Here is a 14,004-nt window from a genome sequence, read left to right as displayed (position 1 = left end):
GACCATGGACGCCTCCGCCGCGCCGGTGTACCGGCTCTCGCGATGACGAGCACCGTCACGGAGGCCTGGAAGGAGCTCGCCGAGCGCGAGGCGCCGACCCCCGCCTCGCACGCGGCCCGCAGCGCGCCCTTCGTCGAGCGCATCGCCGACCCGGGCGAGGCGTCGCCCGAGGCGCTCGCGATGGCGCGCGAGCTCGGTCTGTCGATCACGGTGGCGGACATCCTGCACCGGGCCGGCCGAGCTCCGGACGAGGCGACGCGGCGCTTCCTCGACCCGCGGCTCTCGCACCTCACGTCGCCCGACGCCATGGCCGATCGCGAGGCGAGCGCCGAGCGGATCGCGCGCGCCGTGCGCGCCGGCGAGCGGATCGCCGTCTTCGGCGACTACGACTGCGACGGGATCACCGCGACCGCCATCATGACGGGCGCGCTGCGCGCCCTCTCGGGCCAGGTCGTGCCGCTGCTCGCGACGCGCGCCGAGGGCAGCTACGGTCTCTCGGCCCCCGCGCTCGAGCGCGTGATGCGCGCCTGCCCCACGCTGCTCATCACGTGCGACTGCGGCTCCAGCGATCACGAGCGGCTGGCCGCCGCGCGCGCGGCCGGCATCGACTGCGTCGTCATCGATCACCACCTCGTGCCGGCCGAGCCGCTCCCGGCGATCGCGTTCCTGAACCCGCACCGCGCCGACTGCGGCTTCCCGTACAAGGGGCTCGCGTCCTGCGGGCTCGCGCTCTCGCTCCTGGCCGCCGTGCGCAAGAAGCTCGGCTCGTCCCTCGACCTCCGCCCCTACCTCGACCTCGTGGCCATCGGCACCGTCGCCGACGTCGCGCCGCTGACCGGCGACAACCGCGCGCTCGTGCGGGCCGGCCTCACCGTGCTCCAGACCGGGCCCCGGCCCGGGCTGCGGGCGCTCGCGGCGCTCGCCAACCTCGATCTCGGGCGCGGCGCCTCGGCGGAGGACGTCGCCTTCCGGATCGCGCCCCGCCTCAACGCGCCCGGTCGGCTCGGCGACCCCGACATCTCGCTGGAGCTCCTGCTCGCGCACGACGGCGTGACCGCGTCCGCGCTCGCCGCCACGGTGGAGCAGGCGCAGATGAAGCGGCGCGCCATCCAGGACGAGATGCTGGCGTCGGCGCTCGCCGAGATCGAGCGCGCCGGCTTCGATCGGGATCCCGCGATCGTCATCGCGCGGCAAGGCTTCCACCCCGGCGTGGTCGGCATCGTCGCGGGCCGGCTCACCTCCCGCTTCGGCAAGCCCACGATCGTCATCGGCCTCGAGGGCGCCAAGGGGCGCGGCTCGGTGCGCGGCCCAGCGGGCGCGCGGCTCCACGACGCGCTCACCCGCTGCCGCGCCGAGCTCATCGGCTTCGGCGGCCACCAGGCGGCGGCCGGCGTCGAGGTGCGCGCCGATCGCGTCGAGGCGCTCCGGGCGGCGTGGTGCGACGCCTTCCGCGACCAGGAGCTCCCCGCCGCCGCGGCGCTCGCGGCCGCCCACGCCCGGCTCGACGATCGCGACGATCCAGCGGCCGTGGCGCGCGATCTCGAGCGGCTCGAGCCGTGCGGCGAGGGGAATCGCGCGGCGCACGTCCTCCTGTCGGGCGCGGCCGTGCGCTCGGCGAGGAACCTGAAGGGCCACCTCAAGCTGGAGCTCACCTTCGCCCGCCGCGAGATCTCGTGCTTCGGGTTCGAGCTGGGCGAGCTCGCGGCGCGGTTCGCCGGCGGGCGCGTCGATGTGGTGGGCCGCCTCCGGCGCGACGCCTGGCGCGGCGGGGACGCCGTCGAGATCCGGATCGAACACGTCGCCGCGGCCGACTGAGCGTTCGCGGCGGGCCTCGGCGGCGTGCTAGCGTGGGCGCGTGGCTGAGCCGCTGATCCGGTTCTCGCATGTGCGCAAGGCCTTCGGCCCGAAGGTCATCTACCGCGACCTGAACCTCGAGGTGTACCCGGGCGAGACGCTCACCGTCATGGGCGGGTCGGGCGTCGGCAAGAGCGTCATGCTCAAGCTGCTCATCCGCCTGCTCGACGCGGACGATGGAACTATCCAGTTTCACGGTGAAGAGATCACGAAGGTGAGCGAGGCGCGCATCGCCCGGGTGCGCCAGCGCATCGCGATGCTGTTCCAGGGGGGCGCCCTGTTCGACTCGATCTCGGTCGGCGAGAACGTCGCCTACGGCCTGCACGAGCACTACCGCAAGGAGATGACCGAGGCGCAGATCGCCGAGCGGGTGAACTGGGCGCTGTCGCTCGTCGGCCTGCCCGGCATCGAGCAGATGCGCCCGGGGGACCTGTCCGGCGGCATGAAGAAGCGCGTCGGCCTCGCGCGCGCCATCGCGGTGCAGCCCGAGGTGCTGCTCTACGACGAGCCGACGACCGGGCTCGATCCGATCAACACCGAGCGCATCAACCACCTCATCAAGGGCCTGAAGCAGGCCCTCAACGTGACCAGCATCGTCGTGACACACGACATGAAGAGCGCGTTCTCGATCTCGGATCGGATGGCGATGATCTACCGCGGCGAGGTCATCGCGACCGGCACGCCGGACGAGTTCCGGGCGTCCAAAGATCCGCATGTCGCCGATTTCATTACCGGGACCGCGCCGGTGAACGAGGACGTCCAAACGCTTCTCGGGGCGTGACGATCCACCCAAGATCGCGCAAGATGCCCTTCTGCATGGGCAGAGCGCGCGATCTGAAGGTCGGACTCTTTGTGCTGGCGGGCCTCGTCCTTTCCGCCGTAGTCATTTTCCTGATAGGCGACGAGCGGCGGCTCTTCGACTCCTCGGTCGAGTTCTCGACGAGCTTCAGCGACGTGCAGGGGCTGAAGCCGGGCGCGCCCATCCGTATGGGCGGCATCGACATCGGCCACGTCGCCGAGGTCGGCTACGGCCCCGATCCGAAGGACACGAAGATCTACGTGAAGCTCGAGGTCGTCGAGAGCGAGGCGGGCCGGGTCAAGACCGACAGCGTGGCCCAGATCGCGAACAAGGGGCTGCTCGGCGACAAGATGCTGGAGCTCACGAAGGGGCAGAGCCCCGACGCGGTGCCGCCGGGCGGCCACATCCCTGGCGAGGTCCCGACCGACGTGATGGGGAAGGTGGCCGGGATGGCCGAGAAGGCCGAGGCCACGCTCGACAACATCCAGAAGGTCTCGGAGAACATCGCCGACGAGCGGCTGCACAAGGATCTCCGCGAGACGGTCGCCTCGGCGAACACGCTGATGAAGCAGGTGACCGAGGGCGAGGGCTACCCGCACCGCTTCCTGACCGATCCCGAGGAGGCCGAGCGCATCTCGCGCACCCTGGCGAGCCTCGACCGCGTGAGCACGGAGCTCGCGGGCACGCTGCGCGAGGTCAGGGGGGTCGTCTCGCGCGTCAAGGAGGGGCCGGGGTTCGCGCACGACGTCATCTACGGCGACGGCCCGCAGAAGCAGATCCAGCAGTTCGGGAACGCCGCGGACGAGGTCGCCATGACGCTGAAGGGCATCCGCGAGAGCGACAGCCTCGCGCACGACGCGCTGTACGGCGGCAAGGGCGACGGCGCCGAGGCGCTCGCCAACGTGACGGCGATGACCGGCGACCTGCGGGCGATCGTGCACGACATGAGGGCGGGCAAGGGGACGCTCGGGGCCCTCCTGGTCGATCCGTCGATCTACGAGGACATGAAGAGCCTCCTCGGCAACGTGCAGCGCAACGACGTGCTCCGCGCGCTCGTGCGCTACTCGATCAAGCAGGACGAGCAGAAGCCCGCAGTCCAGGTCGGCGGCGCGACGCCGTCACCCTCTCCGTAGCGCCGCACGCGATGCGTCCGACCGCGCGTGGTCGGGCTTACAGCGCTGCCTCGCGTCGGCTCGCTCGGCTCCGCCTGGCCTGCATTCGGCCGCTGCACGTGCGCGCGGGCGCTCGAGGCGCGGGCGTAGGCGGGCCCTGCGCGCGCGGCGCGAGGCACATCCGGGCCGCCGGCGCAATCGTCGGGAGGGCTAGCGCCTTGCGTCGTCCCAGGCCGCCCTTTATTCCTCTTTGTCCCGATGCCCAGGAAGCTCGCTGACCGTCTGTCGGCCGTCGCGCCCAGTGCAACGCTCGCCATGGCGGCGCGGGCCGCGCGCCTCCGCGCCGAGGGGCACACGGTCTACGCCTTCGGCGTCGGCGAGCCGGACTTCGACACGCCCGAGCACATCCGCACCGCGGCGAAGGCGGCGCTCGACGCCGGCGCCACGCACTACACGGCCGTGTCCGGCACGCCCGAGCTGAAGTCGGCGATCTGCGCCGCGACCGAGCAGCACCGCGGGTGGCGGCCTCTGCCGAGCCAGGTCACCGTGAGCGCTGGCGCGAAGCACGCGCTGTTCAACCTCGCCGCCGTGCTCTTCGAGCCGGGGGACGAGGTCGTCATCCCGGCGCCTTACTGGGTGAGCTATCCCGAGCAGGTGCGCCTGTTCGGCGCCGCGCCGGTCGTCGTCGAGACCACCGAGGCGACGGGCTTCCGCCTCACGGCGGACGCGCTCCAGGCCGCGCTGACGCCGCGGGTGAAGGCGCTCGTCCTGTGCACGCCCTCGAACCCGACCGGCTCGGCGTACGCGGAGGAGCACCTGCTCCCGCTCGCCTCGGTCCTGCGGCGCCACGACTGCTGGATCATCGTCGACGAGATCTACGCCGACCTCACCTACGACGGCTTCCGGCATGTGTCGCTCCCCGCGCTCGCGGAGGACCTCGCCCCGCGCGTGATCGTCGTCGACGGCGTCAGCAAGACCTTCGCGATGACCGGCTGGCGCATCGGCTGGAGCATCGCGCCGATCGAGGTCGCGAAGGCGCTCGACGTGGTCCAGGGCCAGAGCACCACGAACGCCGCCGCCGTGTCCCAGGCCGCCGCCGTCGCGGCCCTGAACGGCCCGCGCGACGCGGTGTTCGCGATGCGCGCGGCCTTCGCCCGGCGGCGCTCGCTCATGGTCGAGGGCCTCAACGCCGTGCCCGGGGTGCGCTGCCGGATGCCCGAGGGCGCGTTCTACGCGTTCGCCGACGTGCGGGGGCTGTGCGGGCGCTCTTTCCAGGGGAAGACGCTCGCGAGCGACGAGGACGTGGCGACGTGGATGCTGGAGCAGTCGCACGTGGCCGCGGTCGCCGGCACCCCCTTCGGCGCGCCCGGCTATCTTCGGTTCTCCTACGCCTGCGACGAGGACCACATCGAAGCGGGCCTCGCCGCGCTCCGGCGCGCGGTCGCGACGCTCGATTGACGGGGCGCGGCCCACCGCGGGTCGATGCGTGGTCCGCAGCATCGGGGCAGCGGCAGCGGCCCTGCTTGCGCCACGGCGTGACGGTCCGGGGGGCGTGGAGGCGGTTGCCTGCCTGGTCCACGCCCCGCGCGGAGGCGCGCGAGAGCGCGCGACGACGCGCGACCGAGCCTCGGCCAGCGCCGGGAGGCGCGCCGAGGGGGGGCCGCTGGCGCTTGGTTTCCCGAGCGCCGCGAAGAAGTTCGACATGGGCAGCGAGTTCTTCTTGTCGAACGCCGATCTCTGAGTTAAAAGCGCCACGTCTTTCCGAAACGGCCGGGTGACGACCGGCTGGCATCGGGCGCATAACTCAGCGGTAGAGTGCGTCCTTCACACGGACGAAGTCACAGGTTCAAATCCTGTTGCGCCCACCCCGATTCGTTCCCGTCGCGAGCTGGTCCAACGCATCGAGTCGCCTGCGCGACGGTGCCACCAGCGGCAGGCGACGGAGCAGTTAGACGAGAGATCCCGCGCCGATCGCGGTGCGGTCCGCGCCATGGGCGCTCCGAAGTGCCCGCGCCGGTCGCGGTGCGGTCCGCGCCGTGGGCTCCTGTTCGCGGGGCGTGCCAGCGCGGCCAGGCGCGCGGGACGACGGCGACGACCCTGCCGCGGGCTAGACGAGGGCGCCCGCGGACCGCGTCGCGGTGGCAGCGGCGAGGCGGGGCTCACCCGACCTCGACGGGGCGGATCAGCGCGCGGCGCTCCCCGCGGGCGGGGTGGCCGCCGCCTTCTTGCGCTTCTCGATGACGCTGGCCGTCGCGCGCAGATCCTTGGCGACGGCGCCGCACTTCAGGCAGTTGCGCATCCGCAGGACGCCGCAGCGCTGCGGGGTGAGCAGCGACTTGATGTAATGCAGCGCGCGGACATCGCCCTCCTCGCGCGCCCTGGCGATCAGCGCCTTGGTGGGGCATCCGGTGAGCCGGCGCAGATCGTCGGCGATGAGCAGCGCGGGCGACGCCATCTGCCGCACGCTGGGGTCGAGCAGCTGCTTGCTCGCGTTGTCCCGGATCCAGTCGCCGAACCTCGGCGCGGTCACCACCTCGTAAAGCAGGTCGGGACCGCGGCTTCCCATCTGCTTGGCCATCAGATCGAGCGCGGTGAGCGCGACCTCCGGGGGGCCGTTCGCGATCCTCAGGAGGAGCTGCTTGACCTCGTCGTTGCCGGTCTCCTCGGGGGCGATCTCGAACAGCCGCTTCGTCGTGGCCACCGCGGCCGCGTACGCCTTGTCGCGCCCCTGCGCGAGCGCGAGCGCCCGGAGGACCGGGGGGTCCTCCGGGTACCGCTGCGCGAGCGCGCCGAGCGCCGCGATCCCCTCGGCTTGGGCCTTCTCGAGCTCCGAGGCCTGCGCGCGGGCAGGCTCGGCCTTCGCCGGGGCGTCGGGCTCCGCAGGGTCGAGTGCGGACGCCGGCTCGGGCGACGGCGCGTCGGCGCGACCGCTGCTGCTGCTGCTGGGGGCGGCGGTGGGCGCAGGCCTCCGCGCCGAGCCGCTGGGGTCCTGCTCGAGCACCGCCACGGCCGTCGGGTTGCGGAGCGCGACCGCGGCGCAGACGAGCCCGGTGGCCGCCAGCAAGCCGAGCGCGGCCAGGGGGGCGGCCGCCCTCGGGCGACCCAGACCCGGTTCACCGACCTGACTACCCGAGCCGCTCATTGCAGCTGCCTCTCCCGCGGATGGCCCACGGCCTCGCCCTCAACCGTAAGGATCGTCGTTCTTCGGCGCCTTCGGCCTCGGCCTGGGCGTCGGCTTGGGCGGCGCCGGCGTGGCCGTCGTCGTGGGCGCCGGGGGCTCCGCGGTCGCCTTGGGCGCTGCCGGCTCGGCCGTCGTCGTGGGGGCCGGGGGCTCCGCGGTCGCCTTGGCGGGGGCCTCGGCGGTCGGCGCGGTGGTCGCCGCCGGCGCGGCCGACGCTTCCGGCGCCGCCGACGACCCAGGGGCGATCGGGGGCGCGGTGGTCGCCGCCGGGGGCGCGGCCGTGTCCGTCGCCGCGGGCGCGACCTCCGCCGGCTGGGGCTTCTCCTCCGGAGCCGCGGGCTTGGCCGCGGGCTGCTCCGGCGCGGGCGCTGCCGGCGTGGGCGCGGGCGCGGCCGGCTCCGGCTTGGGATCGCTCTGCCCGAACACGAGCCAGAGCGCGCCGCAGAGCGCAGCCGCGACCAGCAGGATCGTGAGCAGCCGCCCGGTGCCGCTGCTCTCCTCTTCCTGCGCGAGCGGGACCTTGCCGGTGGTCGCGGCCTTGGCGGCGACCGCCTTATCCTCCTTCGGCTTGGCTGCCGCAGGCTTTGCCCTGGCCGCGTCGTCGGCCGCCTTGTCTTCCTGGCGCGCGGCCTTGCCGTGCAGCTCCTCGGAGGGCGTCCTGTCCGCCACCTCCGCCGGCTTCTTCGCCGCGGCGACCTTGGCGGGCCTCGTCTCGGCGGCGGGGATCTCGTCCCGCGCCTCCCGCTCGTTCGCCAGCTGCGCGACCGCCGCGACCGGGATGGCCGCCGGCTCGGCCAGCGGCTTCGCCCGCTCCTCCTTCGGCTCGGGCGCGGGCTCGGGCTCGGCCCTCTTCGGCGGGGTGGGGATGAGCGGCTCCTTGGATGCGCCGATCTCGTCCAGCGAGCCGCCGGCCTCGGCGAGCGCCTGCTTCAGCAGCTCGGCCGCCTGCTTCATCATCGTCCGCTCGTCGGGCGGCGGCATCTCTTTCTCGGGGTTCGTCTTGGGGAAGAAGCTGCCGGCCTCCGCGGGCTCGGCCTTCTTCGCGTCCCCCTTGCCGGCGTCGCCCTTCGAGGTCGCCCCGATCGCGCCGAGCCCCAGCATCGTCGACGCGCGCTTCACCTGCGCGGCCTGCGCGGCCTTCGCGGCCGCGGGCTCGGCCTGCGGCGCGGCCGCCGCTGCGGCCGCGGGCTCCGTCACCTCGTCGCCCAGGTCGGCGCGGTCGGTGATGCCGGCCTCGAACGCCGACCCGGCGCCCTGCTGCGCGTCGACGAGCCGGGTGATCACGGCCTTGGACTTCTCATCGATCTTGATGAACTTCACGCCCATGCCGGACGGGTGCGCGTCGCTCGCCTGCGCGGGCTCCCGCTTCCATACGACGCGGCCGACGCCGGCGATGACGGCTTGCTCGTCCTGCAGCCGGATCTCGAACTTGAGCAGCGTGCCAGCGGGGAAGGGCGACGGCGTCTTGATGAAGATGCCGCCACGGCTCACGTCATGCGAGTGGTGCTCGATGAACTCGTCGACCGTGGCGCTCTTGTAGCGCACGGTCATCTGCAGCACCCTCGCTCGCGGATCTTTGCGTGTGTCCTGGGCCATCAGGGTAGAACTCCGGTCTACTTCGCGACTCGCTCCTGCGGATGTGGTCCGCATGTTAACCCAAGGTTCGCCGCGAAGCCCAAAGGCTAACACGTGGCGGTCCGCTTTACCGAACGCGGCCATGGGCTACCGGGCGAGCACGCTGTTCGAGCGCGCGCGCTCGCGCCCGTGCCCCTGCGCTGCAGGGGTTGGTGAACCGCGCGTGAGCGCGCGCCGCTCGTGATATGTTCGCGCTGACTGGAGAATGCGCCGGGATGGCTGTCCGGGACCACTTTCGCGCTCACGCGAGGCGACGCGTCGATCTTGGAGCGACCCTGCGCGATCGGCAGTCGATCGAGGAGCACGGCGTCCGCATCCGCGATTTGGGGCTGGGCGGCGCCGGCATCGAGCTGTCGGAGGCTCAGCTCGCGTCGGAGCTGCTCGATCCCGAGACCGCGGTGACGCTCGAGGTCACGACCCCGAACCTGTGGGATCCGCTGAGCCTCCGCGGCCGGATCGCCTGGATCCGCCGTGGGCCGGCGGGGCGGCCGGCCCGCGCGGGCGTTCGCTTCGAGCATCACGATGCCGGCGCGCTCTATGCGCTCTACCAGCTGCTCGGCACCGAACGCTTCGACCTCTAGCGCGGGGGGCGCCCGCTGCGGATACGGGCCCACCTCGGCGTTTTCGGTGCTCGGCGCACGTGAGTGCGCCTGCGCGCCGAAAACGCCGATCTGGGCCCGTCTCCTGTGCGGGCGCCCCCCGCGCTGCGACGGCGATGGGGGAAGGGGAGCGAGGGGCGGATCGGCACGGCGGAGTGTGTCTGTGCCGGGAATGTCGCTGCGTGTGCGGGAATGGCGGCGCGTTGGTGCCGCGTCGATCCGGTGTGCGGCGCGAAGCGTCGATGATGGAGCGGGAATAGGTCGGGAACGGTAGGCCCCCAGCGAGGGAGCACGTCGCGCGGCACGGCGCGGGGGATGGGCCGATGTTTGAGCCTGGGACATCATCTCTCCGGCGCTCGCGCCGGAGGGATGATGTCCCAGGCGAGTTCGGCGGGGCCCCCGCGCCGTGCCGCGCGACGTGCTCCCTCGCTGGGGGCCGGGCAGCTCGGCAGGCAGCTGGCTGGAGAGGCCCTAGAGGGCGAACACCGGGCCGATCGTGGGAGCCAAGACGAGCCCGAGCGTCGGCCACATCAGCATGACCTTCAGCTCGGCGGACACACCGAGATTCTCGGTGATGCCGTAGACCACGCCGGCCCCGGCCGCCGAGAAGTTCCGACCGGTGATCTGGTAGGCGTCGAGGTTCTCGACGAAACGGGTGTCCGCCGGGCACCTGTTGCTGGCGTTCCCATCCTGCAGCGAACCGTCGTCCCTCCGGCGATCGCACACATCCACGGGGACCGACGCGTTCACCTGGGCCAGGCCGATGGGCGACAGGAACCCGTAAGGGCGGAATCCGCCCTTCTCGACAATCCGATCTCCCAGGAAGAAGTACGTGGCGCGGAGCTCCCCGTGGAGCGGCAGGAAGCTGAGCGCCTGGAGATGCGGGTTCTGCTTGTCGTCTCCCACCCACGGCGTCGGCGGCTGCTCGGAGGTCGGCGAGCCGCCGAAAGCAAACCCGAGCCGCGCGCCCACGAGCAGCGGCAGATCCGCGAAGAGCTGCCGGTCGTACGACAACATCACGCGCCCCCCGGCAGGGCTCAGGCCACCCTTGACCCCGTTCGTTCCGGGGAGATCCGCCGGCTCGCCGTAGAACTGCTTGCCGTTGCTGCCCGGGTAAAAGCAGGCGTACGCGGCGTCGCTGCCCGAGCAGACGTAATCCGTGCCGCGCACGAGGAGCAGATCGAGCTCCCCCCAGAGGCCGAACACGTTGCGCTTGCCCTTGCCCCCAGCGGCCCCGCCGCCCCCGGACCCTTGCTCGCACGTCCCGTTCAGGCAGACGAGCCCGGACTGGCACTCCACGGTCTCCTCGCAGGACGCGCCCCAGCCCTTGTCCCCGCGCTCGCCTCCGACCTCGGGGCAGCCAGGCAGGCCAGGCGGGCAATCCTCCTTCGCCGCGCAGCGCTGCGGCGGCTCCTGGCCGGGGAGCGACGGCGCCGTGTCGATCTCGTTCTTGATCGGCACCCGGTGCGGCGCCTGCATCGAGCCGGCCGTGCCCACCGGGTCGCCCGCCTCGTCCCGCACGATCACGAAGTACCGGACATCGCCGGTCGTCGTGACATCCTCGCAGGGGATCTCCGCCCCGAAGCCGCTCCCCATGGGCGCCATCTCGACCGACTTCCACTTGGGCGAGCCGAACGGCTTGTACCGCAGCGTCGCCTTGGACGCGTCGATCTCCTCCGGGATCTCGATGTAGACGGGCACCGGCGTGTTCACCGCCTGCTCCGCCACCGGCGTGTGCGGGACGTCGCCCGCGGCGGCCTTCGCGGGCTTGCCGCCCTCGCCCGGCGCATCCTCCGCCGGCTTCCCGGCGGCCTGCGCCTCCTTCTGCGCCTCCTTGAACGCCTGGGCCAGCTCGGGCGTCGTCAGCGCGTCGATGAGCGCCGCCTTCGGATCGGCCTGGAGCGCCAGCACGAACTCCGCCCTGGCCTGCTCCAGCTTGTTGCCGCCGCCGTACACCGTGCCGAGCGCGATGTGCAGCTTGCCGATCACCGGCTTCGTGCAGGCGTTCCTCTCGCACTTCTTCAGCGCGTCTCGGAGCTTCTTCTCCGCCTTGTCGAACTCGACAGAGAGATAGTCATCGTCCATCGCCTGGTTGTGCAGCTTCATCGCCTCCGCGTCCTTCTCACCGGCGGCGCTGGCCGCCGCCGGCGCGCCGAGGACGAACAGCGATGTCAGAGCGAACGCGAGGCGAGCGCGGCGGGAACGACGGAAAAACACGGGTTCGGACCTCCAGGAAAGGCTGGGGAGGGGCGCTTGCTTTTCAGGATCGGAGCCACGGGGGCTCCCGGACGGCGCGGTCGAGATCGCACGTACCCCCGACACGTCGGGCGGCGCTCCAGCAGCTCTGGGCTACTGCGCGCCGCTCTCCGTGCGGACGAACTGCACGCGCCGGTTCAGGGCGCGGTTCTGATCGGACGTGTTCGGCACGATCGGCTGCTCCATGCCGTAGCCCTTCGACGTCAGCCGCGCCTCGTCGATCCCCTTGGCCACGAGGTACTTCTTCACCGAGGCCGCGCGCCGATCCGACAGCTTCTTGTTGTACGCCGCGGCGCCCTTGTTGTCGGTATGCCCCTGGATCTCGATCTTGATCTTCGGGTTCTGCTGGAGGACCTCCACCACGGCGTCGAGGATCGGGAAGCTCTCGGGCCGGATCTTGTCCTTGTCGAACTCGAAGTGGATCTGCTGCGTGATCTTGATCTCCTTCTCGGTGACGATGACAAGGCTCGGCTTCTTCGGGCAGCCCGGCTTGTCGCCGCCGACCACGCCCGGCTCGTTCGGGCACTGGTCCTCGAGATCGACCACGGTGTCCTGATCGTTGTCCGGCTCCGGGCAGCCGTCGGCGTCCTCGTAGCCGTCCGGATCCTCCGGGTCGTTCGCGCAGTTCTTGCCGGTGCTGTCCTTGTCGTTCAGGTCGGGGATCGTGTCGAGATCGTTGTCGAGCTCGGGGCAGCCGTCCTCGTCGAGGTAGCCGTCCTTGTCCTCGGGCAGGAGCACGCAGCTGTCCTTGCTGTCCGTGATGCCGTCGCCGTCGGTGTCCGGATCGTCCGGGCAGCCGTCGTCGTCCTGGAAGCCGTTCCACGTCTCGGCGTCGCAGGGGCACTTCTTGTCCTGCGGATCGAGCAGCCCGTCGCCGTCGCAGTCGCCGGGCGCGGGCGGCGGCGCGTCCTCGATGAACCCGCGCTCGGCGCACTTCTGCGGCGGCGAGAGATCGTAGGCGGCGTGCGTGTTCGCCTTCGCGATGTCGAGGTGCTCCTTGGCGCGCGCGAAGAAGCCCTGATCGAGCTCGACCTTGGCGAACGACAGGTGCGACTTCGCCATCGCCAGCTCGCGCGGCGCGCAGCGGAGCGCGCCGTTGCGCTCCGCCTGGTTCGCGATGGTGGTCAGCGCCTCGATGTCGCCGCGCATGACCGGCACCTGCGCGCACGAGAGCGCGGAGACCGCGATCAACGCGACGCCGACGGTGCCGGCGCGGCGAGCGCGGCGGGAAGAGCGATGCCTCGTCCGAATGCTCATCGACCCGCGCCCTCGTGCGCTTGCTTCGCCAGGGTGATCGCCTTCTCCGCGTACTCCTCCGCGACGTCGGCGAAGTCGATCGCGTCGCCGTAGTCGGCGGCCGCGGCCTCTTCGCGCGCCTTCCAGAGGTGCTCTCGCGCGGTGTAGTACTCGTACGGCGCGTACTTCGCCGCGCCGAGCGCCTCGGCGGTCTCGAGCTTGCTCGAGGCCGAGTTCGCGGTGAACGCGTAGATGGCGCCGCCGCAGCCGCTCGTGAGAGCTGCCGCGAGCACCATGCCCGCGCCTGAAATCAAAATCCCGAATCGCCGCCCGTGCGTCGTCACGATCGCGTTCTTTCTGGAGCGGGCCCCTTAGACCGTCTGCCCGGTCGTCGCGACGCTATCAAGGGCGCTCGGCGCGCGTCAACCGGCTCGGGGAAGGGAGGAGGAGGTTAGGAGGAGGAGGAGGAGGTTAGAGCTTCCGGTAGACGCCCACGACGACGCCGAGCAGCATCGCGGGCTTGAAGTCGCTCGCCCGGACCAGGATGGGCGCCATCGCCGCGTTGGCCGGCTGGAAGCGCACGTAGTCCTTCTCGGGGAAGAAGTACTTCACGGTGGCCTCGTCGCCGATCAGCGCCACCACGATGTCGCCGCGCTGCGCGGTGAGCTGGCGGCGGACGAAGATGTAGTCGCCGCTGAAGATGCCCGCCTCGATCATCGAGTCGCCCGTGACGCGCAGGCCGAACACCTCGCGCCCGCCGCGCACGAGCGTCCGCTCGATCCGGACCGTGTCGAGCACGTGCTCCTCGGCGAGGATCGGCAGGCCCGCGGCGATCCGGCCGACGACCGCGATCTCGACGAGGTCGTCCTCCTGGTCGTTCGCAGGGGCGTCGTTGCCGCCGCCGACGAGCGCGCCGCGGAGCTCGGCGCCGCCGCTCGAGCCGCCGCCGTCGAGGTCGCGCGGCCGCAGGGCGCGCGACTTCATGTCCTCGCGGGTGAGGTAGCCCTTGCGCTCGAGCGCCCGGAGGTGATCGTTCACCCCGTTCGTCGAGCGGATCCCCATATGCGCGCCGATCTCGCGCAGCGTCGGCGGGTACCCGCGCTCGCTGATCGACTGCCGGATATAGTGAAGCACCTGCTGTTGTCGCTCGGTGAGCCCCTGCATCGGGCGGAACCTACTGAACGGTTGGGTAGATGTCAAAAAAGTGTGGAGGTACCTCTCCACAGGCCCGAATTTGCCGCGATTTTGGGGGCGCCGGCGCGCTGGTCGGGCGCGGCGCGCGGGGCGGCGCGGCGCGCGGGGCGGATCGCGCGGTGAGCCGCGGGGCGCGTC

11 protein-coding genes and 1 tRNA gene are annotated in these 14,004 nt (G+C 71.9%); 6 read left to right on the top strand and 6 right to left on the bottom strand.

The genetic code is table 11. The annotated features are described in order from the left end of the window. Window positions 1-42 precede the first annotated feature (42 nt). The 5 genes from recJ (at window position 43) to WMF33_RS27100 (ending at window position 5,630) form a co-directional block, all read left to right on the top strand. Window positions 43-1,815 carry a single-stranded-DNA-specific exonuclease RecJ gene (gene recJ / locus WMF33_RS27120; RefSeq protein WP_061625084.1) on the top strand — a complete coding sequence of 591 codons (1,773 nt, stop codon included), beginning with the start codon at window positions 43-45 and terminating at the stop codon, window positions 1,813-1,815. A 40-nt stretch (window positions 1,816-1,855) separates the two neighbouring features. Then, window positions 1,856-2,635, top strand: coding sequence for an ABC transporter ATP-binding protein (locus tag WMF33_RS27115; RefSeq protein ID WP_061625085.1), 780 nt, complete (start codon window positions 1,856-1,858; stop codon window positions 2,633-2,635). A 35-nt stretch (window positions 2,636-2,670) separates the two neighbouring features. Further along, the gene (locus WMF33_RS27110) at window positions 2,671-3,786 is read left to right on the top strand and encodes an MlaD family protein (RefSeq protein WP_437331339.1); all 1,116 of its coding nucleotides are present in this window, start codon (window positions 2,671-2,673) and stop codon (window positions 3,784-3,786) included. A 237-nt stretch (window positions 3,787-4,023) separates the two neighbouring features. Beyond that, window positions 4,024-5,223: a pyridoxal phosphate-dependent aminotransferase gene (locus tag WMF33_RS27105; protein ID WP_437331338.1), complete on the top strand. Its 1,200-nt coding sequence runs from the start codon at window positions 4,024-4,026 to the stop codon at window positions 5,221-5,223. 335 nt (window positions 5,224-5,558) lie between these two features. Further along, a tRNA-Val gene (locus WMF33_RS27100) sits at window positions 5,559-5,630 on the top strand. Window positions 5,631-5,947: 317 nt separating this feature from the next. On the opposite strand, the gene WMF33_RS27095 is transcribed toward WMF33_RS27100, so the two are convergent. Together WMF33_RS27095 and WMF33_RS27090 are read right to left on the bottom strand one after the other, a co-directional pair. Next, the gene (locus tag WMF33_RS27095) at window positions 5,948-6,907 is read right to left on the bottom strand and encodes a hypothetical protein (protein WP_437331337.1); all 960 of its coding nucleotides are present in this window, start codon (window positions 6,905-6,907) and stop codon (window positions 5,948-5,950) included. Between the two features lie 39 nt (window positions 6,908-6,946). Then, window positions 6,947-8,542, bottom strand: a complete 1,596-nt coding sequence (locus WMF33_RS27090) for a TIGR02266 family protein (protein WP_437331336.1) — start codon at window positions 8,540-8,542, stop codon at window positions 6,947-6,949. Window positions 8,543-8,796: 254 nt separating this feature from the next. Here WMF33_RS27090 and WMF33_RS27085 point away from each other — a divergent pair, with 254 nt between their 5' ends. Beyond that, a complete protein-coding gene (locus tag WMF33_RS27085) occupies window positions 8,797-9,162 on the top strand; it encodes a PilZ domain-containing protein (protein ID WP_061627742.1) in 366 nt (121 codons plus the stop codon). Window positions 9,163-9,651: 489 nt separating this feature from the next. Here the strand turns inward: WMF33_RS27085 and WMF33_RS27080 are convergent, their stop codons facing one another. The 4 genes from WMF33_RS27080 to lexA all read right to left on the bottom strand — a co-directional run bounded on the left by WMF33_RS27080 (window position 9,652) and on the right by lexA (window position 13,836). Then, a complete protein-coding gene (locus WMF33_RS27080; protein ID WP_437331335.1) occupies window positions 9,652-11,397 on the bottom strand; it encodes a hypothetical protein in 1,746 nt (581 codons plus the stop codon). Window positions 11,398-11,529: 132 nt separating this feature from the next. After that, window positions 11,530-12,627 carry an OmpA family protein gene (locus tag WMF33_RS27075; protein ID WP_437331334.1) on the bottom strand — a complete coding sequence of 366 codons (1,098 nt, stop codon included), beginning with the start codon at window positions 12,625-12,627 and terminating at the stop codon, window positions 11,530-11,532. A 62-nt stretch (window positions 12,628-12,689) separates the two neighbouring features. Further along, window positions 12,690-12,968, bottom strand: a complete 279-nt coding sequence (locus tag WMF33_RS27070; RefSeq protein WP_020737372.1) for a DUF4398 domain-containing protein — start codon at window positions 12,966-12,968, stop codon at window positions 12,690-12,692. Window positions 12,969-13,143: 175 nt separating this feature from the next. Beyond that, the gene (lexA, locus tag WMF33_RS27065; protein WP_061627745.1) at window positions 13,144-13,836 is read right to left on the bottom strand and encodes a transcriptional repressor LexA; all 693 of its coding nucleotides are present in this window, start codon (window positions 13,834-13,836) and stop codon (window positions 13,144-13,146) included. Window positions 13,837-14,004: the final 168 nt, after the last annotated feature.

Source organism: Sorangium sp. So ce394 (assembly GCF_051474665.1).
Taxonomy (GTDB): domain Bacteria; phylum Myxococcota_A; class Polyangia; order Polyangiales; family Polyangiaceae; genus Sorangium; species Sorangium cellulosum_D.
Note: the sequence above shows the minus strand (reverse complement) of the source record. Positions and strands in the feature narration are given on the sequence as shown.